Source organism: Bacillus sp. GBSW19, assembly GCF_002998655.1.
Classification (GTDB): Bacteria; Bacillota; Bacilli; order Bacillales; family Bacillaceae; genus Bacillus.
The window spans coordinates 214,322-237,074 of the sequence record NZ_PVRF01000002.1 but is presented as its reverse complement, the minus strand read 5'-3'; the positions used below and the strand labels follow the sequence as shown (position 1 = coordinate 237,074).

The 22,753-nt window shown below is 42.1% G+C and carries 19 protein-coding genes and 1 riboswitch; of the genes, 16 read left to right on the top strand and 3 right to left on the bottom strand.

Annotated features, from left to right (window positions below; genetic code table 11):
• Positions 1-146 precede the first annotated feature (146 nt).
• Both C6344_RS11010 and C6344_RS11005 read right to left on the bottom strand, forming a co-directional pair.
• Positions 147-1,997, bottom strand: a complete 1,851-nt coding sequence (locus tag C6344_RS11010; RefSeq protein WP_106072102.1) for an LTA synthase family protein — start codon at positions 1,995-1,997, stop codon at positions 147-149.
• Positions 1,998-2,122: 125 nt separating this feature from the next.
• Positions 2,123-2,614: a metal-dependent hydrolase gene (locus C6344_RS11005; protein WP_060597293.1), complete on the bottom strand. Its 492-nt coding sequence runs from the start codon at positions 2,612-2,614 to the stop codon at positions 2,123-2,125.
• A 171-nt stretch (positions 2,615-2,785) separates the two neighbouring features.
• On the opposite strand from C6344_RS11005, the gene C6344_RS11000 reads away from it, so the two are divergent.
• The 3 genes from C6344_RS11000 to C6344_RS10985 all read left to right on the top strand — a co-directional run bounded on the left by C6344_RS11000 (position 2,786) and on the right by C6344_RS10985 (position 5,339).
• Positions 2,786-3,214 carry a MarR family winged helix-turn-helix transcriptional regulator gene (locus tag C6344_RS11000; RefSeq protein ID WP_034659971.1) on the top strand — a complete coding sequence of 143 codons (429 nt, stop codon included), beginning with the start codon at positions 2,786-2,788 and terminating at the stop codon, positions 3,212-3,214.
• Positions 3,215-3,296: 82 nt separating this feature from the next.
• Positions 3,297-3,440, top strand: a complete 144-nt coding sequence (gene sspJ / locus C6344_RS10995) for a small acid-soluble spore protein SspJ (protein WP_034659969.1) — start codon at positions 3,297-3,299, stop codon at positions 3,438-3,440.
• 121 nt (positions 3,441-3,561) lie between these two features.
• Positions 3,562-3,740, top strand: a riboswitch (Lysine riboswitch).
• A gap of 192 nt (positions 3,741-3,932) precedes the next feature.
• Entirely contained in the window at positions 3,933-5,339 is a 1,407-nt protein-coding gene (locus C6344_RS10985; RefSeq protein WP_060597291.1) for an amino acid permease, read from the top strand.
• 35 nt (positions 5,340-5,374) lie between these two features.
• On the opposite strand, the gene C6344_RS10980 is transcribed toward C6344_RS10985, so the two are convergent.
• A complete protein-coding gene (locus tag C6344_RS10980) occupies positions 5,375-6,313 on the bottom strand; it encodes an iron-hydroxamate ABC transporter substrate-binding protein (protein ID WP_060597290.1) in 939 nt (312 codons plus the stop codon).
• Between the two features lie 259 nt (positions 6,314-6,572).
• On the opposite strand from C6344_RS10980, the gene C6344_RS10975 reads away from it, so the two are divergent.
• The 13 genes from C6344_RS10975 (at position 6,573) to C6344_RS10915 (ending at position 22,643) form a co-directional block, all read left to right on the top strand.
• Positions 6,573-7,625 (top strand): FecCD family ABC transporter permease, encoded by a 1,053-nt coding sequence (locus tag C6344_RS10975; RefSeq protein WP_060597289.1) that lies wholly within the window; start codon positions 6,573-6,575, stop codon positions 7,623-7,625.
• A complete protein-coding gene (locus tag C6344_RS10970) occupies positions 7,626-8,648 on the top strand; it encodes a FecCD family ABC transporter permease (protein ID WP_106072948.1) in 1,023 nt (340 codons plus the stop codon).
• 19 nt (positions 8,649-8,667) lie between these two features.
• Positions 8,668-9,483, top strand: coding sequence for an ABC transporter ATP-binding protein (locus C6344_RS10965; protein ID WP_060597288.1), 816 nt, complete (start codon positions 8,668-8,670; stop codon positions 9,481-9,483).
• A 176-nt stretch (positions 9,484-9,659) separates the two neighbouring features.
• Entirely contained in the window at positions 9,660-10,382 is a 723-nt protein-coding gene (locus C6344_RS10960; protein WP_034659958.1) for a response regulator transcription factor, read from the top strand.
• Between the two features lie 3 nt (positions 10,383-10,385).
• Positions 10,386-12,140, top strand: a complete 1,755-nt coding sequence (locus C6344_RS10955; protein ID WP_106072947.1) for a HAMP domain-containing sensor histidine kinase — start codon at positions 10,386-10,388, stop codon at positions 12,138-12,140.
• Positions 12,141-12,277: 137 nt separating this feature from the next.
• Entirely contained in the window at positions 12,278-13,714 is a 1,437-nt protein-coding gene (uxaC, locus tag C6344_RS10950; RefSeq protein WP_060597287.1) for a glucuronate isomerase, read from the top strand.
• Between the two features lie 68 nt (positions 13,715-13,782).
• Entirely contained in the window at positions 13,783-14,793 is a 1,011-nt protein-coding gene (locus C6344_RS10945) for a LacI family DNA-binding transcriptional regulator (RefSeq protein WP_060597286.1), read from the top strand.
• A gap of 59 nt (positions 14,794-14,852) precedes the next feature.
• The gene (locus tag C6344_RS10940) at positions 14,853-16,310 is read left to right on the top strand and encodes a tagaturonate reductase (protein ID WP_106072946.1); all 1,458 of its coding nucleotides are present in this window, start codon (positions 14,853-14,855) and stop codon (positions 16,308-16,310) included.
• On the top strand, positions 16,307-17,800 hold the full coding sequence (locus tag C6344_RS10935) for a UxaA family hydrolase (protein WP_106039086.1): 1,494 nt from the start codon (positions 16,307-16,309) through the stop codon (positions 17,798-17,800). Before C6344_RS10940 ends, C6344_RS10935 begins: the two co-directional genes overlap by 4 nt.
• A 20-nt stretch (positions 17,801-17,820) precedes the next feature.
• Complete coding sequence (locus C6344_RS10930) at positions 17,821-19,209, top strand: glycoside hydrolase family 28 protein (RefSeq protein ID WP_034660694.1); 1,389 nt, start codon at positions 17,821-17,823, stop codon at positions 19,207-19,209.
• A gap of 176 nt (positions 19,210-19,385) precedes the next feature.
• Positions 19,386-20,336: an ABC transporter substrate-binding protein gene (locus tag C6344_RS10925; protein ID WP_106072945.1), complete on the top strand. Its 951-nt coding sequence runs from the start codon at positions 19,386-19,388 to the stop codon at positions 20,334-20,336.
• Positions 20,302-21,360 carry a FecCD family ABC transporter permease gene (locus tag C6344_RS10920; protein WP_060597281.1) on the top strand — a complete coding sequence of 353 codons (1,059 nt, stop codon included), beginning with the start codon at positions 20,302-20,304 and terminating at the stop codon, positions 21,358-21,360. The genes C6344_RS10925 and C6344_RS10920 overlap by 35 nt, the downstream gene beginning before the upstream one ends.
• Positions 21,357-22,643, top strand: a complete 1,287-nt coding sequence (locus tag C6344_RS10915; protein WP_106072944.1) for a heme ABC transporter ATP-binding protein — start codon at positions 21,357-21,359, stop codon at positions 22,641-22,643. Before C6344_RS10920 ends, C6344_RS10915 begins: the two co-directional genes overlap by 4 nt.
• Positions 22,644-22,753 lie beyond the last annotated feature (110 nt).

Here is a 22,753-nt window from a genome sequence, read left to right as displayed (position 1 = left end):
CACCTCTTATCATTCAATATCATGTGGTTCCCTTTATTATAAGCAAACTTATTTGAGCATTCATAGGCTTTCAGTAAAAAGAGAAAAGAAAAAGCCGCCAAATGGCGACTTTCAGCGTGAAGATAAAAGGGATCGTTTTATCCTGTTTACTTCTGATAAAAACGCAGCAAATTCCCATTGATCACTTTGTCTGATAAGGAAAGCTCTTTATTGGCTTTTTCGATATAAGGCTGACACACCTCATCCTGTTCAACAGGTTCTTTTGTTTTTTGATCATAGCAGGTGTTCTTTGTATAGAGATAATCATCTGTAATAAAGTTCCCGTTTCTCAGTACAGCGAAAGGCGTACGTTCATTTGAAAATAAATCATTGCCGAATTGAATGGCATCCTTCGTTTCAATCCCAAGTAAGTGAAGAAGTGTCGGCTTTACGTCCATTTGACCAGCTGTTTCAGAAATGGTCTGCGGTGCTTGATCCGTGACACCTGGAATGTAAATCAAAAAGGGTACCCGCTGCAGTTTGACCGCATCAAACGGCGTGATTTCCTCTTTATTGAGCAGCTGTGCCATTGCCTCATGATGTGCCTCTGAGATGCCATAGTGGTCACCCATGAGGACAAACATCGTATTGTCATACAATCCTTCTTCTTTCATACGGTCAAAAAACATTTTAACCGCTTCATCTTGATAGCGGACGGTCGTCACATAGCGGTTTAAAATGGTACTGGACGAATCATATTCATCAATAAACTGATCCTTCGGGTCAATTTCAAATGGAAAATGATTGGTCAGTGTAATGAATGTGCTGTAATAAGGCTGCTTCAACTTTTTTAAATGATCAATGGATTGATCAAAGAAGTCGATATCTTTTAAGCCCCAGCCAGTTGAATTCCGTTCATTGACATGATATGAATCGACATCATAAAAACGATCAATTCCAAGCGATTCATACATCACATCACGATTCCAAAACGTTTTATTATTCGCATGAAATTGGACGGATTGATAGTTTTCCTTTTTCAACTGCTTGTATAACGTGTCATATTCGTTGTCACTCGCTGTGAAAAAGACAGCGCCGCTGCTAGAAGGGTAGAGGGAATTAGCGACAATAAACTCTGAATCCGACGTCTTCCCCTGCTCTGTCTGCTGATAAAATTCATCAAAATAAAAACTCTTTTTAGCCAGTTGATTTAAAAAGGGAGTGATGGATTGTCCATTCACCTTTTGATTCATGACAAATTGCTGCGTCGATTCAAGTGAAATGAACACAACGTTCTTGCCTTTAGCAAGTCCAAAATACTCTTCGTTTGGTGCGCTGTAATCAGCCTTTGTGTAGTTTGCTACAGTAGAAAGCGTATCTTCATCTGCAAAGGCCTTTTGTCCAATGCGTGCCGTTTGGGCAGCACCGTCATACAGATGAAATTGGAAAAGCCCGAGGTTTCTGACAATGACTTCACGATCATAAGAGCTTGTCAGAAATCGAGGGTGATCCATCATAGCTGAGCTGACATGAAACAATAAGAAGCTGCAGCAGACCGCATAATACGTTTTGATCGTCTTGAATGACGCTTTTGGGGCTAATGGTTTGCGCTTGAGCAGCCATGCCAGTACCACAAAATCAATGAGCATCAGCACAAAGAGCGGGTGGAATAATTCCGTCATACTGCTGCCCATATCTCCCATGTTCTTCGCTTGGAATAACACGGGAATGGTAATGAAATCAATATAAAAACCATAAAAGATCGTATTCGAGATGAGAATCGCCGTTAGAATAAAATTTGCGGTCAATAAAAAAACCTTTTGGTTGGTTTCATTTAAAAAAAGAGCAATCCCAAACAAAGGGAGCAAAAAGCTAAGTGGATTGATCAAAAGCAGCCATTCATGAAACAGATTGGCCGTTCGTATGTGAAATCCGAATTGATAAATGATGTATGTTTTCATCCACATGAAAAGGATGGAATACACTAAAAACCAGTGATTTTTGAAAAACGCTTTCATTTATGTATCTCCTCACCATTCTGTATTCAGCTGCAAGGCAAAAACACTTATCTTAAACCTACTAAAAAAATGAGGAATGATCAATTCATATCCTGTCTTTTTCGCAAAACTCTTTTTTTATTCTGTTAGAACTGGATTGGGATGGATATGCCGCAGATGACGGCGATGTAATAGCAGGTGACGACGGTGAGAGCAGCTAGTACGACTTGTTCTCCTGTGCTGCCTGTTTTGACATAGAAGGGGAGACGCACTTTAATGGAAGCTGGAAATAAAAATTTAATGCCGTTCACTGTTCCAGCATCAAGGATAAGGTGGCTCGCCATTCCAACGAGTAAACCGGTACTTAAGCTGTCATTTGGAATGTATGTTGTCGCGAGAAAATAAATGATCAGCAGAAATAATAAACTGTGTGTAAACGTGCGATGACCGAACACGCTGCTGATTAGTGTCGAGAGCAGCGGAAATTTTCTGCCGATTTTACTTTTTGTATGGCAAAGATCGGGGATCAGAGCACCTGCTGATCCAGCTGCAGCCATGATGACTGGGTCGAGTCCGTAGTAGTAGGCGACGGCCGTTGAGGCGGCGATTCCGCCCATAATGTGTGTTTTTCCTGTCATGATGCGTACTCCTGTTCTATCTTTTGTTCAAGTACTCACTATATCAAGGGTGAATTCATTCAGCAAGGCTTATTTCTAAAGAAAAAGAGGACAAAAGGGTTGGCTGATTGGAAAAACATTCTATAATAAGGGGGAAGTCATGTTGATACTAACGATAAGGATGCGATTCGGATGAGTAATGCAGACATTTTAAAAGAAATTGTTCTCGTACATTATGAAGTCAGCCGTAAATTAAACCGCAAGTTACTTGAGTTAGAAAAAGACATCACGCCACCGCAGATATATGCTCTTTCTATTTTGATACAAGGCAAAGTATCACATGCCGAAGAGCTGAAACAAAGACTCTCCTTAAACCCAGGTGCAGCCTCCATTGCACTCAATAAATTATGTGAGCAGGGCTATATTCAGAGAGAACGTGACAAAGACGACCCCACGCTAGTCCGGTTAGAAGCTACGGAAAAAGGGGTAGCGATTTATGAAAAGCATACACGTCTTTTCGGAAAGGTGATTCAGCATATGATGTCAGACTTCACAAAGGAAGACTTAAAGACCTTTTTGACGTATTTGCAAAAAATGAGACAGACCTTCCATGATGATTGAGCCTTTCCACCTTGTATAATGAGGCGCACTGTAGCACAAATTAAACAGGCAACCGCATTTTATGAAAAGGGAGGAAACAGCGATGTCATTTTTCCAAAAGGATAAAAAGGCGAAAAGCGAGCAAGACCACAAGCAGGTTGATCAGCTGTTAGAAGAAGCAAGCAAAGAGCTAGCAGGCGATCCGCTTCAGGAAGCTGTACAAAAGAAGAAAAACAACGATCAATAAGCAGGTAATAGGCAGAGAAATGATTCTCTGCCTTTTTTCTATGTTTTTCCCTTTGACAGATGTGAGAATGTTTGATAACCTTCGTGTAGTAAAAATGAATAGAAATCCTCACGCTATGTCTCAGTGAGGTAGAGGTTGCGCGGATGATGAGTCACTCATGGGAGAGATGGAATCGAAGATCATGAGAAAAAAGGCATCAGCGCCGAAGTGTAGAGAGAGCTCCAACTTTCTTTATGCTGGGTCTGCATTGAATAAATGCAGGACTGCCACGTCTTTGAAGCGTGGAGGGCTATCCGGAGATCAAGGTGTATGTTTTGAAAAGCATGGACTGTTGTTCAGGCTTTTTTTTATGTTCTGAGTATCTAAGATAAGGGTATGCTGTTAAGAAAGTGACCCATGATGAACATAAAGAATACAAGTCATTGCTTCACGAATATATCAATGAAGATACTGCCGGGTCTGGTCCGAAGTGAATATAACGGAGGTACGGAAATGGAACAGACAAAAAAATGGGGTTTTTGGTTATTGACGGCTTTTGTCGTCGGAAATATGGTAGGGTCAGGCATCTTTATGCTGCCAAGTACACTTGCCCAGCATGCCAGTCCTTTAGGTGTGACGATGGCATGGCTTGTTACAGGTGGCGGTGTGCTGATGATTGCACTTGTTTTTGGGCATTTGTCCATTCATAAGCCGCAGCTGACGGCTGGACCACAAAGTTATGCAAGAGCGCTTTTTAACGATCCGAAAAAAGGGAAAGCGGCCGGTTTTACAATGGTTTGGGGATATTGGGTGGCAAGCTGGATTAGTAATGTCGCAATTATTACGAGTCTTGCCGGTTATTTAACGACATTTTTCCCTATTCTCACCGTGAAGACGGAGATTTTCACCTTTGGAAAAGAAGCGATCACACTTGGTCAGCTGACAACGTTTATTGTATGTACCATTCTTCTTTGGGGCACACATACGATCTTAATTACAAGCTTAAGTGCTGCAAGTAAATTAAACTTTATTACGACCTTTTCAAAGGTACTTGGATTCGTCCTTTTTATTGTTGCGGGATTATTTGCATTCCAAACGGCATTATTTGAACATTATTACTTCCCAGTTGCAGCAGAAGGCGAAGGAGTGCTCGGACTTGGAGGCCAAATTCATCATGCGGCCATTTCCACACTATGGGCATTTATTGGCATCGAATCAGCTGTGATTTTATCAGGGAGAGCATCCTCGCAGCGCGATGTGAAACGTGCAACGATTACAGGTCTTTTAATCGCACTTTCCATCTACATGATTATTACATTGATTACAATGGGCGTCCTGCCGCATGATCAGTTGCAAGGCTCAGATAAACCATTCGTTGACGTGCTTCAGCTCATTATTGGACCGGCTGGCGGAATAGTCATGGCACTGCTTGCGATCATTTGTTTATTTGGCTCGATGCTTGGCTGGATCTTACTTGGTTCAGAAGTACCGTATCAAGCAGCAAAGGCTGGCGATTTCCCAGCAGTATTTGCAAAAACAAACAAAAAAGGCAGTCCTGTTTTTGCTTTGACAGTTACAAATATCATGTCACAACTGTTTATTTTCTCAGTGATGTCCCGTACGATTAATGAAGCTTTTACCTTTTTAACGACATCAGCGACACTTGCGTATCTCATTCCGTATATTGTGTCTTCGATCTATAGCTTTAAGGTCATCATGCAAGGTGACACGTATGATCTTCAAAAAGGGAAGCGAACAAGAGACGGAATCATTGCGCTTGTTGCGATGGGGTATTCCGCTTGGGTCATTATTTCAGGCACAGCTGATTTGAAAACATTTGGACTTGGCATCGGTCTGTTCTTAGTAGGTATTTTGCTTTATCCATTCATGTCAAAAGGATTCGCCAAAGGAACAGAATAATTTTAACGTTTCTCCAGAAATGGAGAAACGTTTTTTTATGATGCGGATGTTAATCGGTCCACAATAAACTCAAGCTGTCCTTCTAGTGACACTGGGTCATTAAAGAAATAACCGACAGGATCGATTTCAAATACGTGTTTATTTTGTACAGCAGGCAGTGATGTCCAAATGCTGCTTTCATACACTTGGTCTCCTTTACTTTTTGAACCACTCCATGGACTAGTGAAAATATAGTCGCCTGCGTATTCTGGCAGCTTTTCAAGGGAAATGTTTGCATAGCCGACACCGCTGTCGATAGCGTCTTTTTTAACTGCCTTTGGCGCACGTAATTTCAGCTCGTCATAAATAATTTCGCCTCCGCGCGCAAAGGTGTTTCCAAAGATATAAATACCTTTATCAAAAGGCGACACGATTGAAACGGTTTTGCTGCCGACCGCTTTTGTTACTTTAGGCTTTACCTCAGCTATTTTTGTATCCCATTTTGTGATCCATTCTGCTGCTTTTTTCGGTGTACCTGTCATTTTACCGAATTCTTTTAGCTGATCTTTAAAGGAATATTGATTGTATTTAATTGCAACGGTTGGAGCAATTTTTTTGTATTGATCAAATTTCTCGTCTTCTCCCCAAGCGATAATCATATCTGGCTTCAAAGCCGCTACCTTTTCGACAGAAGGGGTTGGTCCAAGGTTTTTGACACCATCCGTTTTTCCCTTATAGAAAGGGTTTTTAAAGATGGGTGCAGTTGCAGCAATTGGCGTCTTGCCAAGTGTCACGAGGTCTCCATAGTAGCTTTCCGCCAGAAGCACAATTCGTTTCGGATCTTTAGGGAGTTTGACCTCACCTTTGACATCCTGATAGGTGATTGTGTCATTCTGGTTGGCGCCAGATTTTTTATTTGAAGTGCTGCCGCAAGCAGCTGTAAAAAGCATAAGAACGGCTAAGAAAATCAAAAGAAATCCCGATCGTTTTTTCACAAAGATTCTCTCCTATTCACTTTCTTTTGATAATGATTCTCAATTTCAATTATATCGTAACATGATGGGATGAAAAATGCATCGGCTATTTTAGGACCTAAAGAAAAATGGTAAGTTTCTCCCGGTTTTTTGATGAAAATAAAGAAAATGTTCAGAACAATGATTTCAAAAAGAAAAGAAAATGATATACTAGACTTCGAGATTGATAATCATTATCACTAATGAGGAATAGATATGAACGGAAAGGAAGAGACTGGTTTTGGGCTCACAATCGAATAAACAGCTGCCAGCCAAGGACGATGCAATGGATATTGTCACGAAGCCTTTTGGAACAGCAGCTGTTGTTATCATAGGAATTATCGCTTTAGCATTTGGTCTTTTTTTATCGGTATCATTAGGAGCAGCAAATATTCATCTTCACACGGTATGGGAAGCCATTTTTCAATTTGATCCACAACAAACTTCACATCAAATCATTCGGGAATTGAGGCTGCCGCGTACAGTTGGGGCTGCACTCGTCGGTGCCTTTTTAGCTGTATCTGGTGCCATCATGCAAGGGATGACAAGAAATGCGCTTGCGTCTCCTGAAATTATGGGTGTGACAAATGGCTCTGCATTTGCGATTGCGATAGCATTTGCATTTTTCCCAGGCCAATCTTCTTTCACATTAATTCTTTGGTCATTTGCTGGAGCCGCACTCGGTGCATCTATTGTGTTTGGTGTCGGTACTCTGTCTAAAGGAGGACTGACCCCAGTGAAGCTCGCACTAGCGGGTACGGCGGTTGGAGCACTTTTAAGCTCAATCTCTTCAGCAATTGCCATCCGGTTTGATGTCGCTCAGGACATGAGCTTTTGGTATGCGGGCGGCGTTGCAGGTGTGAATTGGAGCAACATTCAGGTCATTATTCCAGTCGCTATTGCAGGACTTTTGATTGCGATGATCCTTGCTCGCTCGATCACTGTACTGAGCTTAGGTGATGAATTGGCTAAAGGGCTCGGGCAGTATACGAAAACGGTCAAGGTGCTAGGAATATTGGTCGTAATTCTTTTAACCGGTGCTGCTGTGTCGGTGGCAGGCTCAATTGGTTTTATCGGGCTTGTCATTCCCCATGTCACTAGATTCTTGGTCGGAGTGGACTATCGATGGATTATCCCTTGCTCAGCTATTTTAGGTGCCATTTTGTTAATTTATGCAGACATTGCTGCAAGGCTAGTCAATGCTCCATTTGAAACGCCAGTCGGTGCCATTACTGCGATTATAGGCGTTCCTTTCTTCTTATATTTAGCTAGACGTGAAAGGAGCGGAATTTAAATGGAAATGGTGCAGCAGGCAAAGAAAAAGAAATATAAACGAACGATGCTGATGATCTTTTTAGCCATCGTCGCGGTATTTCTGATTAGTTTAAATACCGGAGAAATTCGTATTTCTCCGGTAGATACATTGAAAACATTTTTTGGATTCGGAAGTGAAATGGATGAGCTTGTGCTGTTCGAATTCAGACTTCCAAGAATGATCATCGCCTTACTTGTTGGTGCTTCCATCGCTGTATCAGGAGCTATCTGGCAAGGTGTTTCTCAAAACGGCTTGGCTGATCCCGGTATTCTTGGTGTGAATGCGGGCGCAGGATTTGCCGTTGTGCTCTTTATCTTTGCATTCCAAGGCACGATGTCGAACTTAGGTAATTTGACGATTTTTGTACTGCCGCTTTTCGCATTTGCAGGTGCAGGCTTTGCTGCATTTCTCATCTATGTGTTAGCGTGGAAAAAAGGCATCACACCTGTTCGATTGATTTTAACGGGAATTGGCGTTAATGCTGCGTTTTCAGCAGCGATTGTGGTCATCCAATTAAAAATGAGCCCAAATGACTTTAACCAAGCCATCGTGTGGTTATCAGGAAGCATTTGGGGCTCAAGCTGGACGTATGTCCTGTCTGTTCTGCCATGGATGCTCATTTTCCTTGTGTTAGCGCTTGTGAGAGCACGCTACCTAAATATCATGAATTTAGGTGACCAGCTGTCCTATGGCTTAGGGATCTCGGTTCATAAAGAAAGAAGCTTTCTGATGCTGATTGCCGTTGCATTAGCAGGTGCAAGTGTCGCTGTTGCAGGTAGTATCTCGTTCCTAGGGTTAGCCGCACCGCACTTGGCGAGAAAGCTTGTTGGGCCAAAGCATCAAGGAATGATACCGGCCTCCGCGTTGATTGGCGCACTGTTATTATTACTGGCAGATACACTTGGCCGCGTCATACTTGCACCATCAGAGGTGCCAGTTGGCCTTGTCGTTTCTGCTTTAGGCGCACCTTACTTCATTTACTTATTGATGAAAACGAACTAATGAGGAAGGAGAAAAACATATGAAATCGCTCGAAACAGAAAAGCTTTGTATCGGTTATCAGGACCGTTTGATTGTAGATGATTTAAATATCAGTATCCCAAAAGGCAAGGTGACAACACTGATCGGGCCGAATGGATGCGGGAAATCAACGATTTTAAAAACAATGTCTCGGATCATGAAGTCCCATCAAGGAGCTGTTTACTTAAATGGTCAGGCTATTCATCAAACGCCTACAAAAGAAATTTCAAAACAAATGGCGATCTTACCGCAAACGCCCGAAGCACCAAGCGGACTGACAGTGTATGAGCTTGTGTCATATGGACGTTTCCCACATCAAAATGGATTTGGTCGCTTATCAAATGAAGATAAACGAATCATCAGATGGGCACTTGAGGAAACGGGCATGATCGCTTTTCATGACCGGCCAATTGAAGCACTTTCCGGTGGACAGCGTCAGCGTGTATGGATTGCGATGGCACTTGCCCAGGAAACAGAACTGCTTCTATTAGATGAGCCAACGACGTATTTGGATCTTGCGCATCAGCTCGAGATTCTTCAGCTGTTAGAACGGTTAAACAGAGAGCAGGGACGAACTGTGTTGATGGTCATTCATGATTTGAATCATGCGGCACGTTTTTCTCATTACATGATTGCCCTCAATCAAGGAAAAGTCATCAAAGATGGGACGCCTCATGAGGTCATGACCAAAGAGGTGCTTGGTCAGGTATTCCACATTGATGCAGAAATTGTACTTGATCCTAGAACAAATAAGCCGATCTGTTTAACATATGACTTAATGAATCATGAAAGAAAGCTAGAAGCTGTGAATGGATAATAAAAGTAAAAGGAACTCGGTGGAATAGCCGAGTTTTTTTGCGTCTCTGAAACTTCCTAGTACTGCCATTTTCTCCAGTTGATATTTTTTCGCTTTTATGCAGAAAAGAGGTACTTTTTTACTTTAGACAATGGTAATATACGGTTAGAGATCATAGCTAGAAAGGAAAGAGATGCGTGGAAACAGCAAAAATATTGATTGCAGATGACGAAGAAGCAATTGTAAAAATGGTTGAACGCGTATTAAAAAAAGAAGGATTCAAGCATATTTATAAAGCCTACCATGCAGATGAAGCATTAGATGTTGTCAAAAACGAGGACATCCACCTCTTACTTCTAGATGTGATGATGCCCGGTAAGTCTGGCTTTGATGTTCTTCCTGAAATGAGAAAATATACGAAAGCACCCATTTTCTATTTAACTGCAAGAACGTCTGATGTAGATAAACTGACCGGCTTTGCGCAGGGGGCAGATGATTACATTACAAAGCCATTTAATCCGCTAGAGCTTGTGGCTAGAATTAAGGCTCACTTAAACCGAACATATATCTCCTTACAGGAAGAGCAAGAAGAGGCTCAAAACCAATATGAATATGCCCATTTCTCATATCATCCTCATTCAGCCGAACTGAAAGTGAGAGGAGAGATGACGGCATGCTCAGCTCAGCTTCTATCCTTGCTGAAGTACTTTTGTGATCATCCGAATGTGGTTCTTTCAAAAGATCAAATCTATGAGAAAGTATGGGGCGTCCCGTCGTATGGTGATAACAACACCGTCATGGTTCATATTCGAAAGCTGAGAGAAAAGATTGAATTAGATCCAAGTCAGCCTGAATATATTGTGACCATCCGTGGTATGGGATATAAATTTATTCCGCACCCTGTGAAGGTTCTTAATTAATTCATGAATTTACGAACAAAACTTTTCTTTCACTTTGTCGGACAGATGTTTATCGTCATTGCGATTCTGCTGATCGGGAATACGTTTACTGAGAATCTATATTATAAAAAATACTATGAGAATATGACCGAAACTGGTTTAACAAAGGCTGATGGGGACACACTCATGAGCTGGCTCTATTTTAACGAGGATGGCAAAATGGAAGCCGAAGATCAGCTCAAGCAAGCAGTGAAAAAACGTGACGGCTGGCTGCAAGTGATTGATTCAAAAAAACATAACGTATATAGCTATCACCTTCCTAAAAATATTCCAACATCCTATCAAAAGGATGAAATGATCAAGATCTTTGAAAAAAGACAATTTAAAGATTACAAGATGTACTTCTGGCCAATTGAGATTGATCAAGAAAGCTTTATCGTGTTATATGGGTTCAAAACGAACAGCACAAAGGTAGCCAATTATCTTAAGCAGCATGAGAAAAATCTGGCTGCACTTTCTCAATATTCGCTTGAAACGATAGAGTTCTTGAAAAGAATGAATGGATCGGTACACCTGTTTAATGAAGAAGGAAAATACTTAAAAGGCATTCGAGCCAAAAACGATTTGAAACATAACGTAACAGATGTTGAATTGCTTAAGTACCAATCGAAGCCTTGGGAGTTTAGAAGTGACCTATCTTATATCAGAGTGAATAAAAGTCTATATTTGATCGTTTCGGTACCAAACAAAGTATATAGCCCAGACGAATTGTATGATAAAGAGACAGATGCTTTAAATCAATATAGAACCATCTTGATTGCAGGTCTTGCACTCACTATTATTATCGTCATGACATTATGGTACTCGTATCGCTATGGTCTGCCGATCTATCACATTATCCGCTGGCTGATTTTCTTATCTAGAAATAAATTGCAGGAACCAACAAATAGAAAAGGAATTCCAATCAGTAAAAATAAAAAAGGTCGTATTAAGCGGGAATACCGATTATTTGAGGATATCCTAAAAACAATGGATCAGCTCACGCTTACATTAAAAGAGAATGAAGCAAACCGAAGAAAAATTCAAACCACAAGGGAAGAATGGATTGCAGGATTGTCTCATGATTTGAAAACACCTCTTAGTACGATTTACGGCTATGGGCTCATGCTTGAATCTGATCAATATCAATGGTCCAAGGAAGAAGTCATGGAAATGGGACAGGTGATTCGTGAGAAATCAGAATACATGTCGACCTTGATTGAGGATTTAAACCTCACGTACCGATTGAAAAATGGGGCCTTGCCTATTAATCGAAAGCCGGTCGAGCTGGGTGAATTTTTAGCCTCTATTATGGACGAGTTTTCAAGAAGCTCCTTTTCTGAGGATTTTTCATCCTCTTTTGAAGATCAAACAAACGGTGTCATGTTTGAGATCGACAAAGCCTGGTTCAGACGAGTGATTGAGAACCTGCTGGCGAATGCAGTCAAGCATAACCAAAAAGGCACTCATATTACAGCTGTTTTATCTGAAACAAATGAAGAAGTTCGGATCGAAATGAAAGACAACGGATGCGGAATGGCACAAGAAACGGTAGATCACTTATTTAACCGCTACTACAGAGGGACAAATACAAATGACCCAACGAATGGAACAGGACTTGGGCTGGCAATAGCAAAAGAGCTTGTCTTGCTGCATGACGGTGATATTCAAGTGGAAAGCGAACTAGGTGCTGGAACAACTATTGCGATTATCCTAAAAAAATCACCTCCTGTAAAATAGGCAAAAAACGATTTTCCTTTCTTAAGGAGATCGTTTTTTCCTGTTTTAGGATTGAAATCAACTTTGTAAACGATTACAATTAAATTGTTAACGTGAACAAATTATTTTTCATACGATAAGAGGGATGGGGGAATTTGATGAGAGCCTTTTTAGATGAGCAGTTTTTACTAAACAGTCCAACGGCGGAAAAGCTATACCATGAGTTTGCAAAGGACCTTCCAATTATAGATTACCATTGTCATTTAAGTCCTAAAGACATCTATGAAAATAAAACCTTCCAAAATATCACCGAAGCATGGCTTTATGGAGATCATTACAAATGGCGTGCCATGAGAACAAATGGCATCCCTGAAACGCACATTACGGGGGATGCATCAGATCATGAGAAATTTTTGGCGTGGGCGAAGACCGTACCCATGACCATTGGAAATCCACTCTATCACTGGACTCATCTAGAGCTAAGACGATATTTTGAAGTCGAAGACCTATTAAACGAAAAAAACGCAGACATTATTTGGAAGAAAGTCAATGAAAAGCTGCAAGGAGAGGGATTTGGTGCGAGGGACTTCATTGTGAAATCAAACGTTGAAACCGTTGTGACAACAGATGATCCGGTCGATTCGCTTCACTATCATCAAAAACTGCGGGAAGAGGAATTCTCTGTACAAGTGCTCCCAGGGTTTCGACCTGATAAAGCACTCGATATAGCGAATGATCTGTTTGCAAAATATGTTCACGAGCTGGCAGAGGTTTCAGCTACTCCAATACAATCCTACCAAGACTTCTTAAAAGCACTCCGTGCAAGAATTGATTTCTTCCATGAACACGGCTGTTTGATCTCAGATCATGCTATAAATGAAATGACATATGAAGAAACGTCAGAAGAAGAAGTGGAGACCATCTTTCATAAAAGAATGTCTGGTCATCCATTGACGGAAGAAGAGAAGATCAAGTTTAAAACAGAGACATTCATTATGCTAGGTCAGGCATACTGTGAGCGTGGCTGGGCGATGCAGCTTCATATCAATGCGCTTAGAAACAACAATACGAAAATGTTTGAGCGGCTCGGACCAGATACGGGGTATGATGCGATGAATGATGAGGACATTGCAAAGCCGCTTTGCCGAATATTAGATCGTTTAGAACAAGAAGATGCATTGCCAAACACCATTCTCTATTCCTTGAATCCTAGGGACAATGTGGTGATATCAACATTGGCTGGAAGCTTTCAAGACGGGAAGACACCGGGGAAGATGCAGCACGGCACAGCCTGGTGGTTTAATGATACGAAGCAAGGAATGACAGAGCAGATGATGGCTCTTTCCAGTATTGGACTGATCAGCCGTTTCATCGGGATGCTGACTGATTCACGAAGCTTTTTGTCGTATACAAGGCATGAATATTTCCGAAGACTGCTTTGTGATATCATCGGAGATTGGGTAGAAAAAGGAGAAGTCCCCTATGACCTTGAGCTGTTAGGGGGGATCGTGAAAGGAATCAGCTATGAAAATGCCAAGCAATATTTTCAATTTGACCGGGCAAAGCAGCTCCATCACCAAAGTAAAATCACATGAAGAAAAAGGTGAGAAAATGAAAGCGGTTTTATGATAAGATGGAAAAAAATCATAAAAGGCGGAATAGCATGACAGTCACAATTAAAGACATAGCAAAATTGGCAAACGTCTCTCATACTACGGTATCAAGGGCTTTGAATAACAGTCCTTTTATTAAAGAGAAGACAAAACAAAAGATTTTGTCGATTGCAAAACAGCTGAATTATTCACCGAATGTCCATGCCAGAGGCCTTGTATCACAAAAATCGTTTACAATCGGTCTGTTTTTTACGAGTTTAACAGAAGGCACATCTTCAAGCTTCTTTGTAGATGCGTTAAAGGGCGTCAATAGCGTGATGACTGAGCATTATAATCTGTTTGTAAGGGGAATTGACGACTTTCACGATTACACAACCATTCATAAACAGCGCTACGATGGCATTTTGCTTATGAGTCAAAGCGAGCACGATGAAGCGTTTATCCATCATGTCAAGAAACAGGGCATTCCAATCATTGTGCTGAATCGCCGTGTAGAAAGTAATGAAGTGATGAATATATTAGCAGATGATAGTCAAGGAGCATATCAGGCAGCGCACTATTTCATTCAGCAAGGCCATCATCAAATCGCCATCATTGAAGGAAAAGAAGGCTTTAAATCGACTCAGGAGAGAAAAGCCGGCTTTCTCCAAGCGTTAATTGATCACCATATTCCTATGAAGAAAGAATATATGATCACAGGTGACTACCACATGAAAAGCGGCTATGAATCAATGGAATCCCTGCTGACCCTTGATCATCCGCCAACAGCGCTTTTTTGCTCTAACGATGACATGGCCATTGGTGCGATGAATGCTTTATATGCAAAAGGCAAGACATGTCCAGGTGATATCTCTATTATCGGTTTTGATGACATAGCATTCTCATCCTACACCACGCCTGCACTGACAACGGTAAAAAAGCCTATCGAAAAAATGTGTGCACTTGGAGCAGAAGCCATCCTATCAGTCATAAACGGTGAAGAGCAGGAAGAAGATCAAATGGGAAAAATCTATGTCCACACAGAGCTGATGATCAGAGATTCAGTCAAAAAGGTGCAGTAATCAGCACCTTTTAAAGATAAATGTTCACGTGTGCATATCACGAAGAGAGGGGAATCCATTTGAAACGTTTATCAAAAGCCATGTACCCGGCGCCTGAGTATCCGGAAACGATTTTACAGATCGGTGAAGGGAATTTTATGCGAGGATTTATTAATTGGCACATCCAGAAGCTGAACGACTGCACAGATTTTAAAGGAAGAGCTGTTGTTGTTCCTCCGCGAAAAGGATCCGTTGCGGCTTTAAATGAACAAGATGGCTTATATACTTTATGTATACAGGGCTATCATGACCAGCAAGAAATGAATGAGCGCATGATCATTCAATCGATCAGCAGAGGAATCAGTACGTATACGGATTACGATGGTTTTTTATACGTAGCTGAAAACCCCGATCTCCGCTTTGTCTTCTCAAACACGACAGAGGCAGGACTTATGTTCAGAAAGGAGGATCGCTTGGAGGATCGACCGCAAGCCAGTTTTCCAGGAAAGCTGACAGCGTTCTTATATCACCGGTTTAAAGCATTTACTGGAGATGAACAAAAAGGGCTGATCATCCTTCCATGTGAACTGGTCGAACATAACGGTGACCGTTTGAAGGAATATGTGATAGACATGGCAGCTGAGTGGGACCTGCCGCCTGCGTTTATCACATGGATCAAAGAAGCCAACACGTTTTGTAATACGCTTGTGGATCGGATTGTTCCTGGGTTTTCTAAGGAAGCAGCTGAAATTGTCCAAAAGGAAGATGGGTATATCGACGAGTTGCTTGTCACGGCAGAATATTATCACCTCTTTGTTATTGAAGCACCTGCCTTCGTACAAAAAGAGCTTCCCTTTCAAAAAGCAGGATTAAATGTCCTTTTTGTAGAAGATATTGCGCCTTATCGCATGAGCAAGGTACGAATTTTAAATGGTGCACATACAGCAATGGTGCCAATCGCTTACTCATGTGGTATAGACACTGTAAAAGAAGCTGTGGATGACAAGCATGTTGGTCCGTTCATCCGGCGTATGCTGGAGGAGGAAGTACTGCCAGGGCTTGAGCTCTCTCAAGATGAGCTTCTTCTTTATACACAATCGGTTTGGGATCGTTTTTGCAATCCATTTGTGAAGCATCAATTGCTCGATATTGCGCTCAATGGTATATCCAAGTTCCGAACCCGAGTTCTTCCGTCATTGCTTGATTATGTTGAGCAAAAGAAACAGCTGCCAATGAATCTCGTGTTTTCACTCAGCAGTCTCATTTATTTTTACAGAGCATATGCAGAAAGGATAAAGGATGATGAGACTGTAATGGCATTTATGGAGGAAGCCTGGGAAGGGGAGAACCAATCCAATGAAGCGATCGCAGCCAGGATTCTATCATGTGAGCCATTATGGGGGAGAAATTTAACGGATGTAGATGATTTGAGTCACGCTGTAGCTGATCAGCTTACCTTCATACAGGAGCAAGGGATGAGAGCGGCTGTTCAACGAATGCTGCATCATCAATATGAAAGTCAGGGGGAGAAGGCATGAAAGATTTTATTGTGATTCACCCTTCAGATAATGTCGGTATTGCATTAAAAGTACTTGAACAAGGGGAGGAGCTGCATCATCAAGATCACTCTGTTGTCTTAAAAGAGAACGTTCCCAAAGGTCATAAGTTTGCTTTGGCTGATATCAAGCAAAGAGAGAATATCATGAAATATGGCTACCCCATTGGGCATGCAACGACTACCATTTCTGCTGGAGAATGGGTGCATACGCATAATATCAAAACCAATCTATCAGGAAAGCTCGATTACGAATACGAGCCTTCATTCACAGACAACCCCTATGAAAAAACGAATCTTACATTTAAAGGATATAAACGAAAAAATGGGGAAAGCGGGATTCGCAATGAGCTTTGGATTGTCCCAACCGTTGGATGCGTGAATGGCATTGCCGATCAAATCATCCAAATATTCACCGCTGAAATGGGCGGAAACATCCATCCGTTTGAAACAGCTCTCGTATTAAAGCACAATTATGGATGCTCCCAGCTTGGGGACGATCATGAAAATACAAAAACCATTTTACAAAATGCCGTGAAGCATCCTAACGCTGGAGGGGTGCTCGTCCTTGGACTTGGTTGTGAAAATAATGATATTGAAGATTTTCAGTCCACATTAGGTGAATATGACCGTGAGAGAGTGAAATTTTTAAGAAGCCAAGAAGTAGGAGATGAGATTGAGACGGGAGTCGCTTTACTCAAGGAAATTTATGATGCGGCGAAAGAAGATCACCGTGAAGAGATCCCGTTATCTGAGCTGAAAATCGGCTTGAAGTGCGGAGGATCAGATGGATTCTCCGGCATTACCGCAAATCCGCTTTTAGGAAGGCTGTCCGATTTTATTGTTGCTCAAGGCGGCACGACAGTGTTAACAGAAGTGCCCGAAATGTTTGGAGCTGAAACGATTTTAATGGAGAGAGCGGAATCAGAAGCGACTTTCGACAATATTGTGCAAATGATCAATGACTTTAAACAATACTTCATGGATCATCGACAGCCAGTATATGAAAATCCTTCCCCGGGAAATAAAGCTGGTGGAATTTCGACATTAGAGGATAAATCTCTCGGCTGTACACAAAAAGCAGGGACTTCTGACATTCAAGATGTATTGAAATATGGGGAATTGCTGAAGCGAAAGGGCCTGAATTTATTAAGTGCGCCAGGTAATGATTTGGTTGCTTCATCCGCACTTGCTGCTTCCGGCTGTCAGTTGGTCCTTTTTACAACAGGAAGAGGGACACCATTTGGTACGTTTGTCCCTACAATGAAAGTCTCGACGAATACAGCCTTATATGAAACAAAAAAGCACTGGATTGACTTTAATGCGGGAGAACTGCTTGAAGATGTACCAGAAGATGTTGTATTAGAAAAATTCATTTCAACTGTCATTGATGTGGCGAGCGGAAAGCTATTAAATCATGAAAAAAACAATTTTAGAGAGCTGGCTATTTTCAAAACAGGTGTCACACTTTAAGGCGACTGGGGGATGAGAACGTGTTTAAAATGCGGGATTTGATGTATATCACAGCAGGAACGGTACTCACAGGAATCGGACTCACGCGTTTAGCAAGGCAAGAGAAGAAAGACAAAAAAGCAAACGGAATCGATCAAGTGTTAAAGCAGATAAAAGCGCCGCTGTTCCCTGATCGTGAATTTAATGTGGTTCATTATGGTGCAGATGGGAAAGGGATAGAGCTTTCAACAGATGCTATCCAGTCTGCGATTGATGATGCGCACCGTTTGAAAGGGGGACGTGTGCTTATTCCAGAAGGGACGTTTGTGACAGGTGCTCTAGAATTGAAGAGTCATGTAGAGCTGCATTTGCATGAGAAAGCCTATGTGGCATTCAGCCAAGATCCAAAGGATTATCTGCCGATTGTACTGACAAGATATGAAGGGATTGAGCTTTATAATTATTCACCTCTCATTTATGCACACCATGCAGAAAATATCGCCATCACAGGAGCTGGAACGCTTGATGGCAGAGGGGATGAACATCATTGGTGGCCTTGGAAGTATGGCACGAATGGCCAGCCGTCTCAGGACCGGGATCGGCAGCTTCTATTTGAAATGGCTGAAAAGAGGATACCAGTAGAAGAAAGAGTGTTTGGAGAAGGCCATTATTTAAGGTCAAGCTTTATCCAGCCCTACCAATGCCAGCAAGTTCTCATTGAAGGAGTGACAGTGAAGGATTCACCGATGTGGCAAATTCATCCTGTGCTAAGTGAAAATGTCATCGTCCGTGGAGTCCATATCATCGGGCATGGACCAAATACAGATGGTGTTAATCCGGAGTCTTGCCGGAATGTGCTCATTGAAGATTGTTATTTTGATAATGGAGACGATTGTATTGCCATCAAATCTGGCAGAAACGAGGACGGGCGGAGAATAGGGGTTTCATCTGAAAACATTGTCATTCGTAGAAATGAGATGCGTGATGGACACGGCGGAGTGACGATCGGGAGTGAAATCTCTGGCGGGGTCAGGTATGTATATGCAGAGAATAATGTAATGGATAGTCCGAACCTTGACCGGGCACTGCGTATTAAAACCAACTCTGTCAGAGGCGGTACCATTGAACATATTTACTTTAAAAACAACACAGTCAAAAGCTTAAAGCATGAAGTGGTCTGTATCGACATGATGTATGAGGAAGGGGATGCGGGTCCACATCGTCCTGTTGTGCGTCATATTGAAGTAGAAGGACTGAAAAGCAGCGGCGGACGATATGGTGTGAAAATAGCCGCCTACTCACATTCCCCCGTTACACACTTCAACATGAAAAATTGTGTCATAGATCATGTGACGTATCCACTTTCTTTGGAGCATGCAGTATCTCCTTCTTTTCAGAAAGTCGTCATCAATGGGGAACAAATCAATTGATAGATGAGTGAAAAACAGTCTTTTCGGAGGCTGTTTTTCTTTTAGTAAGAACGAAAAAGACGCTTTTAGAAATCACATATACAACCTATCTGCACTGTAGTATAATATTCCCGAAATTAGAAAAGAATTGACGGAAGAGATGACGTCAAGCAGTACATAAACCAGGGGGTTCATTCATGAAAAAGTTAACGGCCATTTGGCTATCGCTATTGCTTGTGATGGGTGTTTTAGCAGGATGTGCAGGTGCTGAGACAGACCATAAAGCAAAGAGTTCACAAAATAACGAAACAGCGGCTGCGGCATTTCCTGTCTCGATTAAAGATGCAGCTGGTAAAACAGTCGAAATCAAAGAGCAGCCTAAGCGTATTGTTTCATTAATTCCAAGTAATACAGAGGTTGCCTATGCGCTTGGTCTTGGCGATAAAATGGTTGGACGATCAGATTTTGACAATTATCCAAAGGAAGTTGAAAAGGTAGAGAAGATTGGCGGACTTGAATTCAATGTCGAGAAGGTCATTTCCTTAAAGCCTGATCTAGTATTAGCTCATGCATCGCAGATGGGATCAAAAGATGGATTTAAACAGCTTGAAGATGCAGGAATTCAAGTACTGACTGTAAATGATGCCACCTCCTTTAAGGATGCGTACAAATCGATCAATTTGATCGGTGAAGCAACAGGTGTAAAAGAAGCATCAACAAAGCTTGTAGATGAGATGAAAACAAAATTGAATGACATCAAGAAACAAGCAGAGGCGATCTCCAAAGACGAACAAAAAACAGTCTTTGTCGAAGTATCAGGTGCGCCTGAAATCTATACAACAGGTACAAATACATTTATGGACGAAATGCTTTCTGTTATCCATGCGAAAAATGCTGCTGGCGATCAAACTGGCTGGGTGCAAATGACAGAAGAAGCGATTATCAAACGAAATCCTGATGTGATCGTCACAATTGATGGTTCCAGCTTAGCTGATCTGAAAAAGAGAGACGGCTGGAATGCGATCAAAGCAGTGAAGGAAAAACAAGTCTTTCAATTGAATACGGATCTCGCATCAAGACCGGGACCGCGATTGGTTGAAGGAGTCGAGGCTCTTGCGAAAAGCATCTATCCTGACACGTTCAAATAAATTCATCATCGCATACACACTAAGTGTTTTACTTCTTGTGGTGAGCATTGGAATGGGAATCTCCTTTGGAAGCTTAGGGATTCCCATTCCTTCTATTCTCCGTATATTTGTTCATGAACTATTCGGGGTGCAGATTGGCACAATAGATTCAATTGATCGCAATATTATGATGAATATCCGGCTGCCGAGAGTGATATTAGCGGCACTAGTCGGAGCAGCGCTGGCGTTATCAGGTGCAGCCTTTCAAGGTTTATTAAAAAATCCTCTCGCTGACCCATATACGCTAGGTGTATCTCAAGGGGCATCAGTTGGAGCCGTCGCGACACTATTTTTCAGCTTGCAGCTCCCTTTGCTCGGCAGTTTCACACTGCCTTTTTTCAGTATGACAACAGCGCTTGTGACCCTATGTCTCGTCCTCTTTTTTGCGCGTCTTGTTCATCGGGGGATGAGCATCTCTTCTTTAATTTTAACAGGGGTGATTTTTAGCTCTTTTTTGAGTGCGCTTATATCATTGATGATTGCTTTAACAGGTGATGATCTAAAAGAGATTATTCATTGGCTTCTCGGCAGTGTGTCCATGAGGGGCTGGCGCTATATTGCGCTTTTCCTTCCTTTCTTTCTTGTGGGGACCTTTGCATTAATGCTGATGGGACGAGATTTGAATGTCATGACGTATGGCGAGGAGAAGGCACAGCTATTAGGTGTACATGTGAAAAGGAGCAAATATATAGTGCTGCTTGCTGGCTCAATTCTGACTGGTAGTGCGGTAGCGGTGTCAGGGACGATCGGATTTGTGGGACTTGTGATTCCGCATTTTATTCGCCTCTTAGCCATCACAGACCACCGGCACCTCCTGCCTTTGTCTATGCTGAACGGCGCTTCCTTTCTCGTTTTAGCAGATGTGTTATCCCGTACGATCATTGAACCGACTGAATTACCGATTGGCATCATTACTGCGTTAATTGGTGCCCCTGTATTCGGCATCATCCTCATCCGTAAATATAGAGGAGGGACACATCTATGATTCAAGTGAAGGAAATCAGAGGTGGATATGGAGAGAAAGAGGTCATACGTGGCATCAGCCTTGAGGTAAAGCAAGGAGAATTTCTCGGTATACTTGGTCCAAATGGAAGCGGGAAGTCGACCTTGCTTAAAATGATTTCTGGGATGCTGGCACCTGAGAGTGGCGAGGTACGCCTGAGCGGTCAATTGGTTCAATCCTACCGTCCAAAGGCGTTTGCGCAAAAAATGGCTGTTCTACCGCAGAAAACGGACCAAGCCTTCTCATTTACAGTGGAAGAAACGGTTCAATTCGGTCGTTACCCATATCAAAAAGGATGGCTGCAATCTGTTACTCGAGAAGATATGCAGGTCGTAAACAAAGTAATGGAACAAACGGATGTTGCACAATTTAAGGATCAATCCATTCATGAGTTGAGCGGGGGAGAACAGCAGCGTGTGTACTTGGCACAGGCATTAGCCCAGCAGCCTGAATATTTATTGCTGGATGAACCAACCAGTTTTCTTGATTTGGCCTATCAAAAAGACTTGCTTGATTTAATTAAAGAAGAGACCACTTCCTCTAGGCTAACGGTGATCGGCGTGTTTCATGATGTGAACATCGCCAGTTTATATTGTGACCGGCTGCTGCTGCTTGATGAAGGAAAGACGGAAATGATAGGACTGCCGCATCACGTCTTGACGCCTGAGCGAATCAACCGTGTGTATGAAACAGAGGTAACACCGCTCCAACACCCGCGAAGAGCAAACCCTCAGCTGATCATTGAGCCTGCGGGGGCTTCTATAGCATCAAATGGAAAGTTAGCGGATGGCTGGAAAACGTATGGCTCAGAAGGAATGACGTTTTCCCTCAAACAGCCGCTCCGCGTCCTTTCCTCACATCAGAAAAGGGGCGGCTTTTTTTGGGAAAGATCTCTCGGAACAGGAACTGAGATACTTCGTGACGAGCTGGATGATCGTGAAGGAATATTGTTTTACGACCAAACGAGTGGACCAAACCAATTTGCTGCTGAAGACACAGAAAACGACATGGTGCTTTACGGCATGCGTCATCAAAAAGAGCTGACCATTTGGCTTGTACTGAAAGAATCTTTATCAGACGGATCGTCTGTTCAGCTCATGGGGCAGCTTGTCCACATGATTAAACAGGAGACGAGCATGTCCATTCATCATCTTTGTATCGCTGCTGCGGGTATGCAGGAAACAGAAGATGATGAGCATTTACATGAAAGATTAAAACAGAAAGTGCACCGTCTTCTTTATACATTGAATGCCATTCAAAAATGAACCAAAGGGTTCGCTTTTTTGTTTATGATGCGATGAAAATCACAGTGCTTTAGTTAAACAAATACATCCTTTCCACTTCAGGTTATACTAAAAGGACAAAGCAATAGACA

Excerpts from the sequence above, each read along its gene's own strand:
- C6344_RS11010 (WP_106072102.1), bottom strand. The coding sequence starts at position 1,997 with ATGAAAGCGTTTTTCAAAAATCACTGGTTTTTAGTGTATTCCATCCTT.
- C6344_RS11005 (WP_060597293.1), bottom strand. The coding sequence starts at position 2,614 with ATGACAGGAAAAACACACATTATGGGCGGAATCGCCGCCTCAACGGCC.
- C6344_RS11000 (WP_034659971.1), top strand. The coding sequence starts at position 2,786 with ATGAGTAATGCAGACATTTTAAAAGAAATTGTTCTCGTACATTATGAA.
- sspJ (WP_034659969.1), top strand. The coding sequence starts at position 3,297 with ATGTCATTTTTCCAAAAGGATAAAAAGGCGAAAAGCGAGCAAGACCAC.
- C6344_RS10985 (WP_060597291.1), top strand. The coding sequence starts at position 3,933 with ATGGAACAGACAAAAAAATGGGGTTTTTGGTTATTGACGGCTTTTGTC.
- C6344_RS10970 (WP_106072948.1), top strand. The coding sequence starts at position 7,626 with ATGGAAATGGTGCAGCAGGCAAAGAAAAAGAAATATAAACGAACGATG.
- C6344_RS10965 (WP_060597288.1), top strand. The coding sequence starts at position 8,668 with ATGAAATCGCTCGAAACAGAAAAGCTTTGTATCGGTTATCAGGACCGT.
- C6344_RS10955 (WP_106072947.1), top strand. The coding sequence starts at position 10,386 with ATGAATTTACGAACAAAACTTTTCTTTCACTTTGTCGGACAGATGTTT.
- uxaC (WP_060597287.1), top strand. The coding sequence starts at position 12,278 with ATGAGAGCCTTTTTAGATGAGCAGTTTTTACTAAACAGTCCAACGGCG.
- C6344_RS10945 (WP_060597286.1), top strand. The coding sequence starts at position 13,783 with ATGACAGTCACAATTAAAGACATAGCAAAATTGGCAAACGTCTCTCAT.
- C6344_RS10935 (WP_106039086.1), top strand. The coding sequence starts at position 16,307 with ATGAAAGATTTTATTGTGATTCACCCTTCAGATAATGTCGGTATTGCA.
- C6344_RS10925 (WP_106072945.1), top strand. The coding sequence starts at position 19,386 with ATGAAAAAGTTAACGGCCATTTGGCTATCGCTATTGCTTGTGATGGGT.
- C6344_RS10915 (WP_106072944.1), top strand. The coding sequence starts at position 21,357 with ATGATTCAAGTGAAGGAAATCAGAGGTGGATATGGAGAGAAAGAGGTC.